Annotated in this window: 16 protein-coding genes; 5 read left to right on the forward strand and 11 right to left on the reverse strand. The window is 35.7% G+C overall.

What is annotated here, in order from left to right; all coding sequences use genetic code 11:
* Positions 1-168 precede the first annotated feature (168 nt).
* From ACFO7M_RS03430 to uvrC, 3 genes are all read right to left on the reverse strand, one after another.
* A complete protein-coding gene (locus ACFO7M_RS03430) occupies positions 169-1,620 on the reverse strand; it encodes an amino acid permease (RefSeq protein ID WP_379718072.1) in 1,452 nt (483 codons plus the stop codon).
* A gap of 103 nt (positions 1,621-1,723) precedes the next feature.
* Positions 1,724-3,919 carry a patatin-like phospholipase family protein gene (locus ACFO7M_RS03435; RefSeq protein WP_379734031.1) on the reverse strand — a complete coding sequence of 732 codons (2,196 nt, stop codon included), beginning with the start codon at positions 3,917-3,919 and terminating at the stop codon, positions 1,724-1,726.
* Positions 3,920-5,722: an excinuclease ABC subunit UvrC gene (gene uvrC / locus ACFO7M_RS03440; RefSeq protein WP_379719031.1), complete on the reverse strand. Its 1,803-nt coding sequence runs from the start codon at positions 5,720-5,722 to the stop codon at positions 3,920-3,922.
* 101 nt (positions 5,723-5,823) lie between these two features.
* Between uvrC and ACFO7M_RS03445 the strand changes: the two genes are divergently transcribed.
* Positions 5,824-6,387 (forward strand): 5-formyltetrahydrofolate cyclo-ligase, encoded by a 564-nt coding sequence (locus ACFO7M_RS03445; protein ID WP_379718067.1) that lies wholly within the window; start codon positions 5,824-5,826, stop codon positions 6,385-6,387.
* Positions 6,388-6,425: 38 nt separating this feature from the next.
* Entirely contained in the window at positions 6,426-6,620 is a 195-nt protein-coding gene (locus ACFO7M_RS03450) for a hypothetical protein (RefSeq protein WP_379734033.1), read from the forward strand.
* A gap of 38 nt (positions 6,621-6,658) precedes the next feature.
* Here ACFO7M_RS03450 and ACFO7M_RS03455 read toward each other — a convergent pair whose 3' ends face one another.
* The 3 genes from ACFO7M_RS03455 to ileS all read right to left on the reverse strand — a co-directional run bounded on the left by ACFO7M_RS03455 (position 6,659) and on the right by ileS (position 11,146).
* Positions 6,659-7,273 (reverse strand): lipoprotein signal peptidase, encoded by a 615-nt coding sequence (locus ACFO7M_RS03455; protein ID WP_379734035.1) that lies wholly within the window; start codon positions 7,271-7,273, stop codon positions 6,659-6,661.
* 84 nt (positions 7,274-7,357) lie between these two features.
* Positions 7,358-7,738 carry a TraR/DksA family transcriptional regulator gene (locus ACFO7M_RS03460; protein ID WP_264544176.1) on the reverse strand — a complete coding sequence of 127 codons (381 nt, stop codon included), beginning with the start codon at positions 7,736-7,738 and terminating at the stop codon, positions 7,358-7,360.
* A gap of 6 nt (positions 7,739-7,744) precedes the next feature.
* Positions 7,745-11,146 carry an isoleucine--tRNA ligase gene (ileS, locus tag ACFO7M_RS03465; protein ID WP_379734037.1) on the reverse strand — a complete coding sequence of 1,134 codons (3,402 nt, stop codon included), beginning with the start codon at positions 11,144-11,146 and terminating at the stop codon, positions 7,745-7,747.
* Positions 11,147-11,305: 159 nt separating this feature from the next.
* Here ileS and ACFO7M_RS03470 point away from each other — a divergent pair, with 159 nt between their 5' ends.
* Positions 11,306-12,604, forward strand: coding sequence for a M48 family metalloprotease (locus ACFO7M_RS03470; RefSeq protein ID WP_379718058.1), 1,299 nt, complete (start codon positions 11,306-11,308; stop codon positions 12,602-12,604).
* A gap of 78 nt (positions 12,605-12,682) precedes the next feature.
* Here ACFO7M_RS03470 and ACFO7M_RS03475 read toward each other — a convergent pair whose 3' ends face one another.
* The 4 genes from ACFO7M_RS03475 to gdhA all read right to left on the reverse strand — a co-directional run bounded on the left by ACFO7M_RS03475 (position 12,683) and on the right by gdhA (position 18,718).
* Positions 12,683-14,212: a hypothetical protein gene (locus ACFO7M_RS03475; protein ID WP_379734039.1), complete on the reverse strand. Its 1,530-nt coding sequence runs from the start codon at positions 14,210-14,212 to the stop codon at positions 12,683-12,685.
* Positions 14,213-14,266: 54 nt separating this feature from the next.
* A complete protein-coding gene (gene recO / locus ACFO7M_RS03480) occupies positions 14,267-14,980 on the reverse strand; it encodes a DNA repair protein RecO (RefSeq protein WP_379734041.1) in 714 nt (237 codons plus the stop codon).
* Positions 14,980-17,259: a T9SS type A sorting domain-containing protein gene (locus ACFO7M_RS03485; protein ID WP_379718052.1), complete on the reverse strand. Its 2,280-nt coding sequence runs from the start codon at positions 17,257-17,259 to the stop codon at positions 14,980-14,982. Before ACFO7M_RS03485 ends, recO begins: the two co-directional genes overlap by 1 nt.
* A 115-nt stretch (positions 17,260-17,374) precedes the next feature.
* Positions 17,375-18,718 carry an NADP-specific glutamate dehydrogenase gene (gene gdhA / locus ACFO7M_RS03490; protein WP_379718050.1) on the reverse strand — a complete coding sequence of 448 codons (1,344 nt, stop codon included), beginning with the start codon at positions 18,716-18,718 and terminating at the stop codon, positions 17,375-17,377.
* Between the two features lie 204 nt (positions 18,719-18,922).
* Here gdhA and ACFO7M_RS03495 point away from each other — a divergent pair, with 204 nt between their 5' ends.
* Positions 18,923-19,732 (forward strand): THC0290_0291 family protein, encoded by an 810-nt coding sequence (locus tag ACFO7M_RS03495; RefSeq protein WP_379718048.1) that lies wholly within the window; start codon positions 18,923-18,925, stop codon positions 19,730-19,732.
* Positions 19,733-19,787: 55 nt separating this feature from the next.
* Here ACFO7M_RS03495 and ACFO7M_RS03500 read toward each other — a convergent pair whose 3' ends face one another.
* Positions 19,788-20,936 carry a cystathionine gamma-synthase gene (locus ACFO7M_RS03500; RefSeq protein ID WP_379718046.1) on the reverse strand — a complete coding sequence of 383 codons (1,149 nt, stop codon included), beginning with the start codon at positions 20,934-20,936 and terminating at the stop codon, positions 19,788-19,790.
* A gap of 109 nt (positions 20,937-21,045) precedes the next feature.
* Here ACFO7M_RS03500 and ACFO7M_RS03505 point away from each other — a divergent pair, with 109 nt between their 5' ends.
* Entirely contained in the window at positions 21,046-21,750 is a 705-nt protein-coding gene (locus ACFO7M_RS03505) for a response regulator transcription factor (RefSeq protein WP_379718044.1), read from the forward strand.
* Positions 21,751-21,768: the final 18 nt, after the last annotated feature.

Below are 21,768 nucleotides of genomic sequence, written 5' to 3' on the forward strand. Positions count from 1 at the left end.
ACCTTTTCTCATTCAGGATTTCTCTTGATGAGGAACTTCAAATGGGCTAATAAACCTTTAAAAGTGGTTTTCATATAGCACAAATATCGGAAAAATCTCTTAGTTATTGAAACAAAAAAATCCCAAATTATTAGTTTGGGATTTATATTATGTTGGTGATTAAATTATTTATTCTCCACCATTATTTAGTTTACTATTCTTTTTACCGTAAAGGAAATAGAAAGCAACACCAATACCCATCCAGACAACTAGACGAAGCCAGCTCTCCAAAGGAAGTGAATACATCAAGTACAAACAAACCACCACACCCGCAATTGGCACGAAAGGCACTAAAGGTGTTTTGAATGCTCTTGGCACATCTGGCATTTTCTTACGCATTACTAATACTCCTATACAAACTAACACGAATGCCAACAATGTTCCTATACTTACCATGTGACCTAAATCAGATACCGGAACAAAACCAGCAAAAATACTAACGAACACTAAGAAGAAAAGATTGGTTTTCCATGGCGTTCTGTATTTAGGATGAATTTCACCGAAGAATTTAGGCAATAAACCATCAGTACTCATGGTATAGAATACACGGCTTTGTCCCATCAACATAACAAGCATTACCGAAGTATATCCTGCAAGAATAGCGATAATTAATCCATTTTGAAGGAAATCATAACCTGTTACAGCAAAAGCTGTAGCGGCTGGTTTGGCATCACCTGCAAACTTATAATACGGCACTAATCCCGTCATTACGTGAGCAAATAATACGTACAAAATAGTACATACAACCAACGACCCTAAGATACCTATAGGCATACCTTTTTGAGGATTTTTAGCTTCCTGTGCAGCAGTGGATACTGCATCAAAACCAATAAAAGCAAAGAAAACTGTTGCAGCTCCAGCAGCAATACCTGACCAACCAAATTGTCCTTTTACACCTGTATTTTCAGGAATATAAGGAGTATAGTTTGCTTCGTTAATATAACTCCATCCTAAAACAATGAATAAAATAACCACTGATACTTTAAGGATTACCAAGAAGTTATTTAAAGAAGCTGATTCTTTTGTACCTCTAATCAACAATAATGAAAGCAAAGAGACAATTATTACTGCAGGTAGATTAATAAAACCACCATCAATAACGGTTCCATCACTTAAAGTTAATTTTTCCCAAGGAGAACAAATAAATTCATGCGGAAGATGAATCCCGAACTTACTCATAAGCTCTAAGAAATATCTTGACCAGCTCACCCCAACGGTTGCAGCTCCCAAAGCATATTCTAAAACAAGATCCCAGCCTATAATCCAAGCCATAAACTCACCCATTGTAGCATATGAGTAGGTGTATGCACTACCAGCTACTGGTATCATTGATGCGAATTCCGCATAACACAAACCAGCAAAAGCACATCCAACTGCCGCTAAAACAAATGATAAAGTCACAGCAGGACCGGCATTCTCAGCAGCTGCGATACCCGTTAATGAAAATAAACCTGCCCCGATGATTGCCCCAATACCTAAAGCAACCAATGCTTTTGAAGAAAGCGTTCTTTTTAATCCTTTTTCTGATTCATCAGCTTCCGAAAGAAGTTGAGTAATCGATTTTCTTTTCCAAATTGACATAAAATTAATGTTTGTTTGTTTTTGTGTCCCAAAAATAGACTTTTTTAAAAACAAATACCTAAAAAAACACCTTTTTATAGCAATGTTTAACAATTAAAAAGCATTAGAACCAAAAACCAACGCTAAACCATGTATAATGTTTACTTGTATCTGGAGACCAAGAATGTTTCATTTCAATTGGGCCAATTAGAGTTTCTAATCCATAGCCCAACGCATAACCCGTATGATTTGGTTTGACAAACCACTCTCTGTTGTCGAAGATTTTGTCTCCAATATTTGCAAAATTAGCGGTAAAGTTCAAATGGTTTTTCTTCACAAATTCATAATCGACACTAGCGCTTCCTTTTACATAACTGTCACCATGTAAATCTAGAAAATTATAGCCGAAGAAAGGCTTAAAATTATTAAACGCATTAAAACCATAACCGCCAAGAATAAAATCATTGATATGATTAATACCTTCACCAACAGTAAAACCGCCTTCTGTTTGTACTTTCAAAGAAACCCTTTTAAAAAAAGTATGAACGAAGGCTACATCCGCTTTAAAAAGGGAGAATTTGGAAAAATCATTGTTATAATCGGTGGAATAGAAACACGATTTAAAGTCACCAAAGAAATACCATCCTTTTTTAGGAAAATATTTATTGGTAAAGGAATCAAATTTCAAAAACCCGAATGCGGAATAATACGAGCTGTTATCAATATCCATTGCAGTATCTACATCGTTTGAAGCAATATTGATTAAATTATGTTCCAATCCTCCTCCAATTAAAAATTTCTGAGCAAAAATAGTCTGCACATACACCTTATTTGACAAGCTGTGGTAACTTAAGTCAATGGATTTCTTACCCAATGCTTGTAAAATGGCACCATTTCTAAAATCTGTGTTACTCGTTTTATTAAATTGATCAAAGGCTGATTTCAAACCAAAACTCCAATGAAAACCGTTATCGATATAGTAATCCAAATTGTAACGAATATTATCGCCAATTATAAAATCAACGGAACCAACATCATTTTTAAAAAACAAATTCTTTTTGGTGATATTTACCAGAGCATTCGATTTGAACAAATCGTCATAATGTACTCCCAGTTTAAGAAAAGTTTTGATTGGATTTTCCTGGACATCTACCAATAAAACATCTTTATCTCCTTGTTGAGATAATTTATACTGTATTGATGTAAAATTTTGGGTTGCATTCAAATTATTTACACCACTACGTAGGTCATCATAACTAATTTTGTGTCCGGGTTTAAAGCGAAGTTTTCCTAAAAAATAGGAACGGGTATAATTTCGATGTCCTTCAAAATTAATCTCACTCAAATACAAACTATCGTTTTTAACTGATTTTAAAGGCACAGTCTTATAATTTGTCCCTAAAGCTTTTAGTTGATCCGATACATTTTGAGCAGCTTGTTCACCATTCTTGATAATAATTTCACCCAAATCAAAAGAAATCACAGAGAAACCTTGAATATTCGGTTTGATGTAAATATCGGTCATTGCTTTTTTCTTGTCCATATTTTCCAATGTTTTAAAATTGGAAATCTGAACCAAAACCCCAGTTGCACCACTTATATTATTGATATCTTTCAAGCCATCTTGAACATCCACCCCAATAATGATATCGGCGCCCATTGCTTTTACTTCTTCAATTGGGTAATTATTAACCACACCCCCATCGATATAATACTTTCCATCAATTTTTACCGGCGAGAATAATGACGGAAAAGCACCGCTTGCAGCCAGACACATCGGTAATGATCCTTCACGAAACACAACACCTTTACCCGTTTCAACATCGGTAGCTACACACAAAAAAGGAATTTTAAGCTGATTAAAATCGCGAATATGACGATAATTATGAGTTAGTTTACTAAATAAATTATAGTTATACAATCCTTTTGAAAACCCTTTAGGTACGGTAATTTTCAACTTCTGAAAAGGAAGTGTTAGCGCATACACCTCATCATTATTTTTCTCATAGAATGTTTTATTGCCTCTTGGGATAATATCTTGAATAATAGCATCTGAATCCAAGTTTCTAAAAATAGAATCCAATTCATCGGCAGTATAACCCGAGGCATACAATCCTCCCACTATAGCTCCCATGCTTGTACCGCCGATATAATCTATCTTAATACCCGCTTTTTCAATTTCTTTTAAAACACCGATATGTGCTAATCCTTTGGCGCCTCCTCCACTTAAAACCAATCCGATTTTTGGCTTCTTGATTGTGTCTTGAGCATACAGATTGCTACAAAAAAAAACGAGTATTACTAGGAGAAGAGTTCTCATTTATTGGGATGTGTTATTTATCTTATAAAATTCGGAAATTTTTTTGGCTTTTGAAACTCCTACAACATCGGAAATATCCTTTTCCGATGCTTCTTTAATTCTTTTAACACTTTTGAAATGTTTTAGTAACGTTAGCATCGTTTTTTCTCCAATACCCGGTATTAATTCCAAAGTTGAATTAAGTGCCGCCTTGCTTCTTTTATCTCTATGAAAGGTAATTCCGAAACGATGTGCTTCATTTCGCAAATGTTGAATCGTTTTTAATGTTTCCGACTTCTTATCTAAATACAAAGGCACCGAATCGCCTGGGTAAAAAATTTCCTCCAATCGTTTTGCAATACCGATTATGGCAATTTTCCCTCTTAATCCCAAATCATCCAGACTTTTTAATGCAGAAGAAAGCTGTCCTTTACCACCATCAATAATAATTAATTGTGGCAAAGATTCTTTCTCATCCAGCATGCGCTTGTATCTTCGGTACACGACTTCTTCCATCGATGCAAAATCATTCGGTCCTTCCACGGTTTTTATATTGAAATGACGATAATCTTTCTTACTTGGCTTTCCATCTTTGAACACTACACATGCCGAAACCGGGTTGGTTCCCTGAATATTCGAATTATCGAAACATTCAATATGACGCGGCTCCGACGAAAGTCGTAAATCCTTCTGCATTTGCGCCATAATGCGATTGGTATGCCTATCTGGATCCACAATTTTAATTTGTTTCAACTGATCTAGACGATAGTATTTGGCGTTACGCTCGGATAAATCCAAAATTTGTTTTTTGTCTCCCAATTTCGGAACGGTAACTTTAATTTTTTCTCCGAAATCCAATTCAAATGGTAGAACAATTTCTTTCGAGTTCAAATGAAAACGTTCCCGAAGCTCTACAATAGCCAATTCGAGTAATTCTTCATCCGTCTCTTCCAACTTCTTTTTCAATTCCATAGTATGCGAACGTACAATAGCACCATGAGATATTTGCAGGAAATTCACATAGGCCATCGCTTCATCTGAAACAATTGAAAACACATCAATATTTGACAATTTTGGATTCAGAATTGTCGATTTAGCTTGATAATTTTCCAGCACTTCGATTTTTTCTTTGATTTTTTGTGCTTGTTCAAACTGCATATCCATTGCTAAATCCGTCATTAATTTTTTGAAGTCTTTCAAACTTTCCTTGAAATTCCCTTTAAGGATTTCACGAATTGCATTAACTTGATTTTGATAATGTTCTTGTGTTTCTAAACCTTCACATGGTCCTTTGCAATTCCCTATATGATATTCAAGACAAACTTTGAACTTACCACTATTGATATTGGAGCGACTTAAGTCAAAATTACACGTACGAAGCGGATACAATTCTTTGATCAAATCCAAAATGGTATGTACCGTTTTGAAACTCGTGTATGGTCCGAAGTATTCCGATCCATCTTTAATCATTTTTCTTGTAGAAAAGATGCGAGGAAAAGGTTCATTTTTGATACAAATCCAAGGATATGTCTTGTCGTCTTTCAACAAGACATTATAACGTGGTTGCAACTTCTTGATGAGATTATTTTCAAGCAGCAACGCATCGGTTTCAGTTGGAACAACAATATGTCTTATTTCAACAATTTTCTTGACCAAAACATTAGTCTTAGCAGTATCGTGAACCTTATTAAAATAGGACGATACCCTTTTTCTTAGATTTTTAGCTTTACCAACGTACAAAATCTTACCTTCTTTATCAAAATACTGGTATACACCCGGGTTATCAGGTAGTGTTTGGATTTGAAGTTCGAGGGAAGTCAACATGAATTGATTATGCATTAAGAGTTGTTTCAAATTTACAAATAAGTTTCATTTTTAAAGTACATTTGCCGTGCATCTCTAAGCAGATTGTAAAAATAATCACTATGAATAAATCCGAACTCCGTACCAAGTACAAAACACTCCGTAAAGAATTAACCTTTGACGAAATTATGAATGATAGTTTGGCAATTGCCAATCACTGTTTGTATTTACCAATTTGGGAAAAGACCTATTTTCATTTGTTCCTTCCAATTGAGTCACAAAAAGAAATCAATACCGAATTTTTACTTCAAGTTCTGGCAGGAAGAGATAAAGAAATCGTAATCTCAAGGTCAAATTTTGAAACCCTCAAAATGACCCATTACTTATTAACTGACAACACTAAAATTAAAACCAATGACTATGGCATTCCAGAACCTGTTGATGGATTAGAAGTTCCGGTTCACAAAATTGATGTGGTTTTTGTTCCTTTATTGGCTTTTGACAAAAAAGGAAATCGAGTAGGTTACGGCAAAGGTTTTTATGATCAATTCTTAGGCGAATGCAAAGAAGAAGTGATTAAAATTGGTTTGTCTTACTTTGATCCTGAAGAAGTTATTGACGACATGCAAGAAACCGATATTCGACTGAACTATTGTGTGACACCATTTGGAGTCATCGAATTTTAGTTTATATTAGCGCACCCAAATTCATTAAACGAAACATTATGTTAGCAAATTTAAAATCGAAAGTCGCTATGATTTTGCTTGTTATGGTTTGTGCTACTGGTTTTACCAGCTGTACCGTACATCACCATCACAATCGCAAAACAGTAAAAGTAAAAAGGTTACCTCCAGGAAAAGCAAAGAAAATTTCCGGTGACAAGAGTGCCAGACGTCATGCTCCAGGACACAATAAATAATAAAAAAGACCTCAAATGAGGTCTTTTTTTTTTGCTCTTTATATTGTTTCCTTTTTGGCAAACGCTTTTTTATTGAATACGATTAATAATCCCACACCTGTAGAAATGGCTACATCGGCGATATTAAATATAGCATTAAAGAAGGTAAAGTTTTTTCCTCCCAAAAACGGAACCCATTCCGGCATAGGAAAATCTTTAATGATAGGAAAATAGAACATATCCACTACTTTACCATAAAACCAAGGTGCGTAAGGTTCATCGGAGAATAAAACGGCAGGTTGCATATAACTTTCATTAAAAATTCTACCATAGAAAACTGAATCCAAAATATTACCGAAGGCTCCAGCTAAAATCAAAGAAATAGCAAATATGAGCAAATTGGAAGCCTTCTCTTTCACTGAAAGCCATAACCAATATCCAATTCCACCAACAGCTGCAATTCGAAACAGAGTTAACGCAATTTTACCGTAGGCGCCCGGAATTTCGGCACCCCAGGCCATCCCTTCATTTTCAACAAAGAAAATTTTAAACCAATCAGTGACATGAACTTGTCCTGCTTCACCATAGACAAAGTGTGTTTTTACATAAATCTTTGTGATTTGGTCAATTACTAAAACGATAAAAACGATGAGATAGGCTTTCTTTAAATTCATTATTTTATGTTTGAGACACAAAAATAGTATAATTAAAATAAAAAACGCCCCAAAAAGGAGCGTTCAGTAATTTTTAGAAAAAGATTAACGTTGCAAGTTCTTTGCTTCGATACTCATGGTAGCATGCGGTACCAACTTCAATCTTTCTTTATTGATAAGTTTTCCTGTTACTTTACAAATTCCGTACGTTTTATTCTCTATGCGGATCAATGCATTTTTCAAATCGCGAATGAATTTTTCCTGACGGATAGCTAATTGTGAATTGGCCTCTTTCGACATAGTCTCACTCCCTTCTTCAAATGCTTTAAATGTTGGGGAAGTATCATCTGTCCCGTTATTTAAATCATTAAGGTAAGCACTTTTGATTAGGTCCAAATCATTTTTAGCTTTTTCCAGCTTCTTTTGAATCAATTCTTTGAATTCTGCTAAATCAGCATCCGAATATCTTATTTGTTCTTCTACCATAATTCCTTACTTTGAAATTAATATTTTAGTTCTTAGTTCATCAAACTCAATTTCCGTACCATTTTCGATACTTTCTGTGAAAGCTAGTTCTTCTGTTAAGGTTTCCGATTTGATGTAGTCCAAGTTCGCTTCAACAGCTTGTTGAATTTCCCCTTGTTTCAACATGGCTACTTTAATCTTATCCGTTACTTCAAAACCAGAATCTTTACGTATATTTTGGATTCGGTTGACTAATTCCCTAGCGATACCTTCTTTTCTCAATTCATCGGAAATCGTTATGTCCAATGCTACTGTTATACCGTTTGAATTAGCTACCAACCAACCCTCAATATCTTGTGAAGAAATTTCCACATCTTGAGTTGTTAAATTAACACTATTTCCTGAAATAACAATAGAAATCTCACCTTTTCGCTCTATTTCAGCGATTTGTTCCTGAGAAAATCCCTGTATTTCTTTGGAAATCAGACCCATATCCTTTCCGAACTTCGGCCCTAAAGCTTTAAAATTCGGCTTAATTTGTTTCACTAATACCCCTGAAGCATCATCCAGAAGTTGTACTTCTTTGACGTTTACTTCCGCTTTTATCAAGTCAGAAACCGCCTCGATTTCAGCACGTTGAACTTCGTCAAGTACTGGAATCATTACCTTTTGCAACGGTTGACGTACTTTGATCATCTCCTTTTTACGAAGTGACAAAACCAATGAAGAAACCGTTTGCGCCTTCAACATTTTGCTTTCCAGCGATTTATCAACAAAATTTTCAACAAATTTTGGGAATTCCGCTAGATGCACACTGCTATATTTTTCGGCCTCTGTAGCTGCATTCAAGTCTTTATACAAGCGATCCATAAAGAATGGCGCAATCGGCGCAGACAATTTCGCAACCGTCATCAAACACGTATACAACGTTTGGTATGCTGCAATTTTATCAGTTCCGTATTCCCCTTTCCAGAATCTTCTTCTACATAAGCGAACGTACCAGTTACTCAAATTTTCCTGAACAAAATCAGAAATAGCACGAGCCGCTTTTGTTGGTTCATATTCTGCATAGGCTTCATCTACCAATTGAATTAATGTATGCAATTCAGACAAGATCCAACGGTCGATTTCCGGTCTTTCTGCTAGTGGAACTTCCACTTCGTTGTATTTGAAGCCATCAATGTTGGCATATAACGCAAAGAACGAATAGGTATTATACAAAGTACCGAAGAATTTACGTCGTACTTCAGCTACTCCTTCAATATCAAACTTCAAGTTATCCCAAGGGTTCGCGTTCGCAATCATATACCAGCGCGTTGCATCGGGACCGTATTCTTTTAATGTTTCGAAAGGATCAACAGCATTTCCTAAACGTTTCGACATTTTTTGTCCGTTTTTATCCAATACCAGTCCGTTAGAAACAACATTTTTATACGCTACTTTATCAAAAACCAAGGTACCGATTGCGTGTAAGGTATAAAACCATCCGCGGGTTTGATCCACCCCTTCTGCAATAAAATCAGCAGGGAACGATTGATTACCATCGATCAATTCTTTGTTTTCGAAAGGATAATGCCATTGAGCGTAAGGCATTGCACCCGAATCGAACCAAACGTCGATCAGATCCGTTTCACGCTTCATTGGTTTGCCCGAAGGTGATACCAATACGATATTATCCACTATATTTTTATGCAAGTCCACCAAATCATAATTGGTTTCCTCCATATTTCCAATTACAAATCCTTTATATGGATTCTCTGTCATGAAACCGGCAGCGATAGCCTTTTCGATTTCATTGTACAATTCCTCTACCGAACCGATACAAACCGTTTCTGTACCTTCCTCGTTTCTCCACAAAGGCAATGGGATACCCCAGTAACGTGAGCGGGAAAGATTCCAGTCGTTTGCATTCTTCAGCCAGTTACCGAAACGTCCTTCACCGGTTGCTTTCGGCTTCCAGTTGATGGTTTCATTCAAGTCGAACATACGGTCTTTTACTTCCGTAACCTTGATAAACCAAGAGTCTAACGGATAGTACAAGATGGGTTTATCTGTTCTCCAGCAGTGTGGGTAACTGTGTACATATTTTTCTACCTTGAAAGCTTTATTTTCTTCTTTAAGGCGGATAGCGATTTCAACGTCTACTGACTTCTCCGGTGCTTCACCGTCGTTGTAGTATTCGTTCTTCACATACTTACCACCCATATCCCCCATTTGGCTTACAAAGCGACCTTGTAAATCCACCAGAGGCACAGGATTACCATTCTCGTCCAATACCAACATTGGTGGCACTTCCGGAGTAGCCTCCTTGGCTACTTTAGCATCATCGGCACCAAATGTAGGCGCAGTATGAACAATACCCGTTCCGTCTTCGGTGGTAACAAAATCACCTGAAATTACGCGAAACGCATTCTCAGGATTTTGGTATGGTAACGTGTACGGCAACAACTGTTCGTAACGGATACCTACTAAATCGGCACCTTTACTAACATGTAAAACCATATACGGTATTTTCTTGTCTTCGGATTTATAATTAGCAAAATCTTCTTCCGATTCCGCTAAGAAGTACTTACTTCCGAACTGTTTTCCGATTAGATTTTCAGCCAAAACAACATTAATTGGCTCAAAAGTATACTGATTGAAGGTTTTCACCAAAGCATAATCAATCTTAGGACCAACTGTCAATGCAGTATTACTCGGCAATGTCCAAGGTGTAGTAGTCCAAGCCATCAAATGAATCGTCCCGAAGCCTTTCAAGAAATCAGGCAATGTATTTTCGATTGCTTTGAACTGTGCCACAATGGTTGTATCGGTCACATCGCGATAAGAACCCGGCTGATTCACCTCATGCGAAGACAATCCTGTTCCTGCTTTCGGCGAATACGGTTGAATCGTATACCCTTTGTATAATAAATCTTTAGTATAAATCTGTTTTAGCAACCACCAAACCGACTCCATGTATTTTGACTTATAGGTTACATACGGATCTTCCATATCTACCCAGTAGCCCATTTTTTCTGTAAGGTCATTCCAAACATCTGTATAACGCATTACTGTACGCTTACATGCTTCATTGTATTCGGTAACAGAAATCGTTTTACCGATATCCTCCTTAGTGATTCCTAATTCTTTTTCAGTACCTAATTCCACGGGTAATCCATGGGTATCCCATCCCGCTTTACGTTTTACTTGAAATCCTTTTTGAGTTTTGTAACGACAAAAAATATCTTTAATCGCTCGGGCCATCACGTGGTGAATTCCTGGCAAACCGTTTGCTGAAGGCGGACCTTCAAAAAACACATACGGAGTTGCACCTTCGCGTGAAGTTACAGATTGTTCAAAAACATTGTTTTTTTTCCAGAAATCAAGAACTTCTGATGCCACTGTTGGCAAGTCAAGTCCTTTGTATTCAGTAAATTTCGTGTTCATTTTGTCGTATTCTAAAATCAATCTGCGAAAGTAATGATTTGTAAGGCAATAGACAAAATTACAAAGCCAAAAAATGGTTAAAAAGCAAGCCTTTTTACTAATATTATGTGAATTGTTGCGAAAAAATTACTTTTGCACTCACATACAAGTCCCCATCGCATGAAAAAACAACTGTTTTATCTTTTTGCATTATTACAATTAACTCTACTTAATGCGCAAAATCACAAAGCTATTGACACTGCAGATTATGCAGAAAGAAAGGCATTTGTAAAAGAATTTAAAACCAAAAACGACAACCATGTAAAGAAAATTAAGGAACGTTTTCCTGGAAAAAGAGGAAAAGAACTTGCGAAGTCACACACACGCTTCCAAGAATTTTTTATTAAAGAAATAGAAGACAAAAACTACACGTTCAAGTCGGAATTCGAACAATACGTTCAAGATATTATTACCGAATTAAGACAAAAAAACACTGAAATTCCAAATGATCTAAAAGTACTCATCGGTAAAACCAACATCCCTAATGCTTATTGTTTACCAGACGGCACCTTTGTAATCAATATGGGTTTATTCAATTGGATGGACAACAGAGATCAAATTGCTTCTGTAATAGCGCATGAGCTTGGACACAAAATACTAGAGCATAGTTTGAAAAAGCAACTGGATAACATCATCACCAATGAGAAAAACAAAACCGAAGTCAGCTTATTAAACGAAGTGAAGTATAATCGCACCATAAAAGCATTTGATGTTTTCAAAAAGCAGATTTATGCCAAGGGTGAAATCAGTAGAAAATTTGAGACTGAATCTGACTCATTAGGATATATTTTATATCGTAAAAGCACTTTCAAAAAAGCCGATTTTACGAATGCGTTGAAAAACTTAGAAAAATACGATACCATTTCTTCAAAGGAAGTAAACATTGCTACTTACAAAAAGTTCTTTAGCATACCTGAACAAGATTTTAAAGAAAAATGGTTTCAAGGCGAAGATTTTTCAGCCTACAATTACGATCATTACAAGGAAAAAATAAACAAAGACTCTGTTTCAACCCATCCTGAAATTGTCGAAAGAATAGCCTTCCTAAAAAAGCAATTTAAAGAACTTGATTCGGATGAAAAAGCAGAAGAAGCTGATGCTGGTTTCAAAAAGATGCAAGATATAGCACGAATGGAAATGCTTCCCAATTTATTTTATGAAGAAAAATTCGGAGAAGGCATTTATTTGTGCCTACAATCATTACAAGAAGAAAAAGACAATTTGCATTACAAACTTTGGCTAGGAAAATGCTTTGAGAAAATCTACGAAGGAAGAAAAAACTACAAACTCAACCATTATCTGGACCGTATTGAACCTAAAAAACAGAGTAAAAGCTATCAGACTTTTTTAGGATTTATGTGGAATTTAAATTTGGAAGAGATAAAGAAAATTGCTGATTATTACAGCAAAAACTCCTAGATACCATTAACAGTAAAAAGTATAAAATTCAACTAAAAAAGCAGGGCATTCTTAAAGAATGCCCTGCTTTTTTATTCATTAATAATTCAATCGTTCCAGGCGAATTTTGTTGTATTTTTCCTTTTTATTCAATTCCTGAAAAAGAATATAGCCCTCTTTAGCCACATACGGTACAATCCAGTTTTCCTTCGATGAAATCTTTATTTTTTCTTGTTTGAATTCTCCTTTGATCAATGTGTTGATATATAAATTCCAATCCCACACTTTCTCCTTAGCTGTTTCGTCTTTTTCATAATCTCTATAGAAGAACACCACGTCATCGCCACTATTGACATATTGTGAAAATAAATAATCCGAAGTAATCCATTTTGATTTCTCTTTATCGAACACTTTAATTCCTTTTATTTTAAATGCACTGTCAGTGTATACATACACCATATCTTCTGATTTAGGCGCAGACCATCCATCGTATTCTCTAAATTTTTCAGTCAATACTCCTACACTACCATCTTTAAGGAAAAACAAATCTCTTGCAGACAGTTTGTATCCTTTTTCCATATATCCCAAACGGTCGATAGTCGGAATGAATTCTTTCAATTCGTTGTATAAAAAAGCCTGTTGATCCAACTGGAACGTTTTTTTATCGATTAATAATCTTGCAAAACCTAGTTCTTCGTCTTTGGTTGCAAAAAATTTCCCTACCAATACAATTTTATCATCGAAAGTCTTTTGATTTGAAATTTCATGACGATCACCGTAAAGGAAAGTGATGTTTTCGATAGTTTTGGCACTGAATTTATCGATAGGCGTTTTCACAACTTCCTTTCCGGTTTTCATATCGATTACCAACAAGTGAAAAGTTTTCACACCATCATTATCATTATTTAGAATTCCGTAGATATAATTTTCATCCTTTTCAATTATCCTCAATACTTCTTTGTTCTTTTTATTTCCACTTGTATTATAGGAATATTTCCAAAGTTCCTTTTTTTCGTCATCAAACCTAATTAAGCTATTATTGTTGATATAGCTTCCGTAATCATTAAACTCGAGCACAATAAAACCGCCTTCTTTCACCTCATACACATACGAAAAGTAGTTGTAGCCCTTTTCTTTTTTCTCTACTTTATTGTTTTTACGTAATTCGTTCCAGTTCTTAAACTCAACACTCTCCTTGATGGCATTGTTTTCGTAGTCGTAATACTTCTTTTTCTCTACCGTATTGTCTTTAAGATTAACTACCATTGAAGCAGGTGAGAACATATCTTTAGCTTTAGTAGCATAGTAGTCGATACGACTTGGTCGTAGAACAATATTGCCTTTAAAATCCATATATGCACTATAATCGGCCGCAGTGATATCTCCTTCAAATTCTTTATTCGCTACCGGGTTCAAGTTTTTATCAAGAAGTACATATTCGAATTTTTTTGTTTTTTCGCCAGATTTACCATATCCGTATAGTGCCACATAGCCAAAAAGTACGTCATTCTGATCAAATACAGCATTAAAACCAAGATAATCCCCTTTTGCAAGTCCAACCAAATCTTGGGTTTGTGCAAAAAGAAAATTTTGCACCATTAACAACATAAATAGTGTGATTTTTTTCATTTGAAAATTTAAATTTGCGCAAAAATACTACACTTTCTTTAAGTAGACCGATGCTTATGCAAAAACTTCTTTCAAAACTTCAAGCGATTTTGGTTTTTTAAAACCATCAAGGTGAAAAGTATAGTAATCCAAAAGGATTTTAAGCAAGTGTTGCCTATCGTTACCCGTAAAGATTCTCTGGTCACTGTCGAATTTGAGTTCGATTAATTTTTTGAAGAGCAATGTTTCTTGTTCCGAGAGGCAGCCTAATGCGTTTAAATCGGCAAAAACACCTTCATTCATTTCGAAATAAGGGAGATCAAAATAAGACACATCTGGATAAAATCCCAAAAATTTGGTAATCTCAAGTAATAGTATCAAATGAAAATTAGCAACATCGTCGTGTGTATCCAACCAAATTAGAGCCGTCTCCAAAAACTCAAAAAGGCGTTCATTTTTTTCTTCTTCCCGAATACTGTGATGCAATATTTCCGACAAGAAAATAACAATTGTACTTTTCACTATATCCAGATTTAGGCTTTGATATGCGGTAGCCAATCGGATTTCCTTAAAATGTTCGAGTGTTCCTTTATTTTTGTGATTCGCTTCAACTTCCAGCAAGGTAAGCGGTTGAAAATAAGCAATTTTCTGCGAAGATTTTTTAGCTGAAAAAGCATTCGGAACAAAATACGATTTGAGTCCGTTAGACAAAGTAAAACACTTTACAATCAAGGATTTTTCCTGATACTTAAGAGAAGAAATAACTATCGCTTTTGTTTTAACAAGCATTAGCGAACAATCATAATTTTTTTGGATTCTACTTCTACACCATCATCCGAAGAAATATGCACAATATATACCCCAGAAGCCACTTTGTATTTATCAAACGCTTTGGTATTCCACAACACGGTTCCGCCTTGCGCAATTGCTTCATATACTAAATTACCACTGATATCGGTAATTTTCACATTGCATTTATCCATTAATCCTGTAATGGAAACATCACCGGTAAAATTTGGACGAACAGGATTTGGAAAAACTACAACATTTTTAAGATCATCCGCCCCTGTTGTTGCATTTCCTTTGTAAGACACCATACCTGCTTCTGTTGCGATAAAAACCTCTCCAGTAATTTCATTGATATCGATATCGTTAATCATGTTACTAGGTAGCGGAGAATTCTCTTTGGTAAAAATGTTATATGTTTTTTGACCGTCTGGCGAAATGAAAAACACACCATTACCAGCAGTTCCAATCCATTTATTATTCGCACCATCAACTACAATATCAGTAATAAATTGCTGGTAAAGTAATTCCTGAGCAACACCATCTTCTAGAATAATAATCGAGTTTGTTTCCAATTCATCTTCAGAAATAAAAGAATCTGCACTTGACAAAACTCGTAATCCTTTGCTTGTTCCAATCCAAAGACGATTTCTATTATCCACGGCTACAGCTCTCACATCCCGAGTTGGCAAGTTCCCTTCTCCAGTACCTTCACCTATACTAATACATTTATTACCAAGTGTTTCATTAAAACCAATCAACCCAAAGAAATTGGTACAAATCCATTTGGTATTATTTTTATCTACAACCAATCTTCCTAAACTTGCTATTGCTGGTGTTAAAACACATGGAAGAGTATAACCCACGAAACTACCATCGGTTTTTAAAACATGTAAATTCCTAGACACCAAAGAATTTGTCATCCATAAGTTCCCATTTCTATCAAAACCAACACCATTCACGCGAACATCATCCGGCACCTGACCTTGAATTGTCTCAAGACTACTATTGGTTGTATTATAAATAGTTGTTGGCACATTATCCACAAATTTCAACAAGCCCGAGTAATACGAACTAAAAAACACTTCTTTATCATTATTCGGATTAACAATACTTCTTGCAATGGATTTTGCTCCGAATAATCCTGAATAAGGAAATTCTTCCCAGACACCGTTTTCATTGAATTTACTTACAGGAAGCAAGTCTAATGAATACGGGTTGTAGCCAGCATTATAATCACCGTAAACGGTCCAAAGTCCGTTGGGATAAGCATCTACACCAAAAATCATATTCCTGAACGGTCCGTTGGGTGTACTATTCTCAAAAACTGTAGTATTGGCCTGAGTGGTGGTAATCACACCTTTTTCTTTTGTCCCTATATACAATTTATTGTCTTTAAAAGTGCTTGATGTAAAACTCACAGATGGACTGGAAGTATTATTCACTGTAAACAAATTTGATAATAAATCATTTAAAACGTAAACGTAATTTTGCGAGGTTACAAGCAATCTATTTTCAACAAACCGAAAATCCAATGGAATTTGGTTAAAATTCGTTACATAAACTGGATTATTACCCACTAAATTATACAATCCTGTTCCTGTATCTATTAAAGCTACTCCGTTGGTAATAGCCTCAACTCCTTTCCAGTTTCCGGCAGCCACCATTGTCCACTGATTAAAATCAATCAGATTGGGATTGGTTACTGAAGCAGTAAGTAATCCATAACCATTTGCTACAGTATAGATTGTATTGTTAAATATAGTGGTTTGAAATATTTCGATATTAATCCCGTTAGGCCCAATAAAGTAGCTATCTCCAAACTCTGAATTTTGTAAATCAAAAACTGAAATTCCATAATCTGTAGAAATGTAGAGTTTTCCATTGAATTCTGTAAAATGATTAATTTTTTTCTTATCTGATGGAACAGAAACCTTATTCACAATATCAACTACATTAAGTATTGAGCCATCCTGATCGTTTACGACTACCATCAAACCATCTACGTGTCCTATGATAGTCTTATTAAAAGCCTGTGAGTGATAAATTTGCGTTATGGTTTGCCCAGACAGTCCTTCCACTGTTGTTGTTGTAGTTAACACATTGGTTGTAATGTCTTTCTTAAAAAAAGCATTTTCAGAAGCCGCAATAACAGTAGTTCCTCCCTGCGTGATATCTTTGATAGAGTTATACGAAAAGAATCCTCTCCAATCCTGATTGTTTTGGGAAAAACCAGCAAAGGAAAAAGCAAAAACGACAATTGTTACAACAAATTTATTCATATAAAAAAAGATATCGCACAAATATAGATAAAAACGATTTTATTTAGGTTTTAATATACTGAAAACAAAAAGTCCTGCAAATGCAGGACTTTTATTGATATATAGCTTATAGAAATTACACAACTCCTTGCGCTAACATAGCATCGGCAACTTTAACGAAACCAGCAATATTTGCACCTTTTACATAATCCACATACCCATTACCGTCAGAACCGTAATTCACACATGCTTGGTGAATGTTGTTCATAATTACTTTCAAACGATCATCAACTTCTTCAGAAGACCAGCTTAAACGTAATGAGTTTTGTGACATTTCAAGACCAGATGTAGCAACACCTCCAGCATTTGAAGCTTTACCAGGAGCAAACAAAATTTTAGCATTTTGGAATACTATAACTGCTTCTGGAGTCGATGGCATGTTAGCTCCTTCAGCAACACAGATACATCCGTTTGCTACAAGCGCTTTAGCATCATCTTCGTTCAATTCATTTTGAGTAGCACATGGCAATGCGATATCACATTTCACTTCCCATGGACGTTTTCCTTCAACAAATTTAGCGTTTGGATATTTTTTTAAGTAATCAGAGATACGACCATAGTTTACGTTTTTGATTTCCATAACGTACGCTAATTTTTCTTCATCGATACCTTCTGCATCATAGATATAACCTGATGAGTCAGATAATGTAACTACTTTTCCTCCTAATTGTCTTGCTTTTTCAGCAGCATATTGTGCCACGTTTCCAGATCCAGAAACTACAACTGTTTTCCCATCGAAGCTTTCTCCTTTAGTTTTCAACATGTTGTATGCAAAATATACATCACCGTAACCAGTTGCTTCAGGACGGATTAATGAACCTCCGAAAGTGATTCCTTTACCAGTTAAAACTCCTGTAAACTCGTTACGTAATTTTTTATATTGACCGAACATATAACCTACTTCTCTTCCACCTACACCGATATCACCAGCAGGAACGTCAGTATCAGCACCAATATGACGTGCTAATTCTGTCATGAAAGCCTGGCAAAAACGCATGATTTCAGTATCTGATTTACCTTTAGGATCGAAGTTTGAACCTCCTTTACCACCACCCATTGGCAATGTCGTTAATGAATTTTTGAATACTTGCTCAAAAGCTAAGAATTTCAAAATACTTAAATTTACTGAAGGGTGAAAACGCAAACCTCCTTTATAAGGACCAATTGCTGAGTTCATTTGAATTCTATACCCTTTATTAACTTGTGTTTGACCTTTATCATCAATCCAAGCCACACGGAACATCATTACTCTTTCTGGTTCAACCATACGCTCAAGTAACATTTTACCTTGGTATTTCGGATTGTTTTCGATGAAAGGAATTACTGTTTCGGCAACTTCTCTTACAGCTTGTAAGAATTCTGGCTCATTAGGATTGTTTTTTGCTACAGCCTCTACAAAAGCATCAATACTATGTGACATAATAATTTTAATTTTTACGTTAATGAAAACGTTTTCGTTTAGTGGAGCAAATATACATTTTCTAAAAATAACACCAACGGTTTTAGGCTAATAAATCACTTATCAAAAACTTAACCTTAGAATATTGCGGTTTTTTTACTGTTTTTTTTTTGATGTGATTGATGTTTTTATATATTTGTCCTATAATGACTTAAAAGTTGACCCATGTCTAAATTTTATAGCTTAATCGTTTTTCTAACTTTAGGAACAATCAGCTCGCTTCAGGCGCAGTTTGGCTTTTCTCATGAAGTGGGAGTAATTACTGGTCCTGTTGCCTTTCAATCCGACTACGGTGAGAGACATGACTTCGACACCAATGCAGGAAATACTGGCTTAGGAGTTGGTTTAGTTCATTATTTGAATTTTTCATATAGAGCCGATTGTAACTGTTACACCCCTGAAACCTATTTTAATGACCACTTTAAATTACGAAGTGAAATTTCATACAACAAAACCAAATTAAATCATTTTGGCCGTTGGGTTGACCCGGATAAAACATCAGTTGGAGCAGAACAATTAAGAGCAATGTCAGGAAGTACAGCTGTTACAAACATTGGTATGCAATTGGAATATTACCCGTTAAGCATTCGTGACTTCACCTCACAAACTGGAAGTTTTGGCCCATTTGTAAGTTTGGGAGCACAATTCAGTTTTTACAAACCAGAAGTAGGCACAACATATGGTGACGGTCAATTATTAAACCAAGCCAACATCTTCCCTAAATACTGGACACCTTCAGACGGTGAGGCACACGGTTTTACCAACGAAAGAGGAAGCACATGGTCTGTTGTATCGAGTGTGGGTAGCCGTTATAAACTAACACCTTTATCGGATTTAATTTTAGATTTACGTTTTCAATACTACTTTTCAAACTGGGTTGACGGTTTAAATCCAAACGAAGATCTTTATCCAGAGAACAAAGCCAACGACTGGAATGTTTGGTTGAACTTCGGATACATTTATTACTTAAATTAATAGAAATACAAAAACATAAAAAAAACCCGAGTTCAAACTCGGGTTTTTTTGTTTATTATGCCAATGCTTGTTTCAAATCTTCAATCAAGTCATCCACATCTTCCACTCCTACACTCAAACGAACCAAATCATCAGTAATACCAATTTCTTTTCGTTTGTCTTCCGGAATAGAAGCATGCGTCATTAAAGCCGGGTGATTTGCCAATGACTCAACGCCACCTAACGATTCAGCCAAAGTAAATACTTTTACTTTCTCCAAGAAGCTAATTGCATCTTGCTTTTCACCTGATTTAAAAGTAAAAGTTACCATACCTCCAAAACCACCTTTCATTTGCTTTTTCGCAATTTCATGAAACGGATGATTTTCCAATCCAGGATAATATACTCTTTCCACTTTAGGATGATTTACCAAAAACTCAGCTACTTTAGCTCCATTTTCACAATGACGTTGTACACGCAAATGCAATGTTTTGATTCCTCTTAATACTAAGAAAGAATCCTGTGGCCCTAATGTTGCTCCGGTTGCAAATTGTTTAAAGTGTAATTCATCTCCCAAAGCCTTGTCTTTAATAACTAACGCACCAGCAATTACATCACTATGTCCTCCTAAATATTTGGTAGCCGAATGCATTACAATATCAGCTCCCAAATCCAATGGCTTTTGCAAATATGGTGTCGCAAAAGTATTGTCTACAGCGAATAAAATATTGTGTTTTTTAGTGATCTGTGCAATAGCGGCGATATCCGCTAATTTCATCAAAGGATTGGTTGGAGTTTCCACCCAAACTAACTTCGTATTTTCGTTAATTAACGCTTGAAATCCTTCCAAATCATTCATATCTACAAAGTGAAATTTAATCCCACTGTCTTTATACAAACGCGTAAACAAACGGTAAGTTCCTCCATACAAATCATCCATTGCAATGATTTCATCACCAGCTTTAAACAATCTAAGCAAACAATCTGTAGCTGCCAATCCCGAAGAAAAGGCTAGACCTCTTGCTCCATTTTCGATCGAAGCTAACGCATCTTCCAAAGCAGTACGAGTAGGATTTGCTGCACGACTGTATTCATATTCCGGATTTAATGGTTTCCCCGGACTCGTCTGCACAAAAGTAGAAGTCTGGTATACCGGTGGCATTACCGCCCCAGTACTTGGATCATGATGTTGTCCACCATGTATAACTTTCGTATTGAATTTCATAATTTATATATTTTTCACAAAGGTATTAACTTCGGAGTATTTTTTTTAACTTGCCTTCTCTTTTACAATAATTTTATGACCAACCCTTCCTGTTGAAGCACCATAATCCATGAAAAAAATACTTTTAGTTGAAGATGAGGCCCATGTTGTTTCTTTTATTAAAAAAGGACTTACAGAAGAAGGATTTGAAGTCAGTGTTGCATTCGATGGCAAAACCGGACTACAAATGGCACTGGACAATACTTTCGATTTGATTATTTTAGACATTATGTTACCGGAAATAAACGGATTGGAAGTTTGCAAATCCATACGTACCAAAAAACAGGCCGTACCGATACTGTTTTTAACCGCACTCGGAACCTCCGAAAATATTGTATTGGGATTAGAAAATGGAGCCGACGACTATTTGGTAAAACCATTTAAATTCATAGAGTTGGTTGCCCGAATTAAAACACTACTAAGACGTTCCTCCGGCCAAACCATTTCACAAAAAGAAGAAAGCCTCGCTCCAGAACACCTATATGTATTCAACGATTTAAAAATAAATGATTACACAAAAACGGTAACGCTGGAAGGAGAAGAAATATCATTGACCTCAACCGAGTATAAACTATTACTCCATTTGTTGAAAAACAAAAACAAAGTACTTTCAAGGATGGATATACTAGAAGCCGTTTGGGGAGTCGATTACGATTTAGGTACCAATGTTGTGGATGTATACATCAACTACCTCCGAAAAAAAGTTGACCTCAAAGCAGAAGACAAGATTATCCATACCGTAATAGGCATGGGATATGTTTTGCGTGAAAACTAAATCGTCTACAACCATCCA

This window comes from Flavobacterium sp. GCM10023249 (assembly GCF_042653365.1).
Classification (GTDB): domain Bacteria; phylum Bacteroidota; class Bacteroidia; order Flavobacteriales; family Flavobacteriaceae; genus Flavobacterium.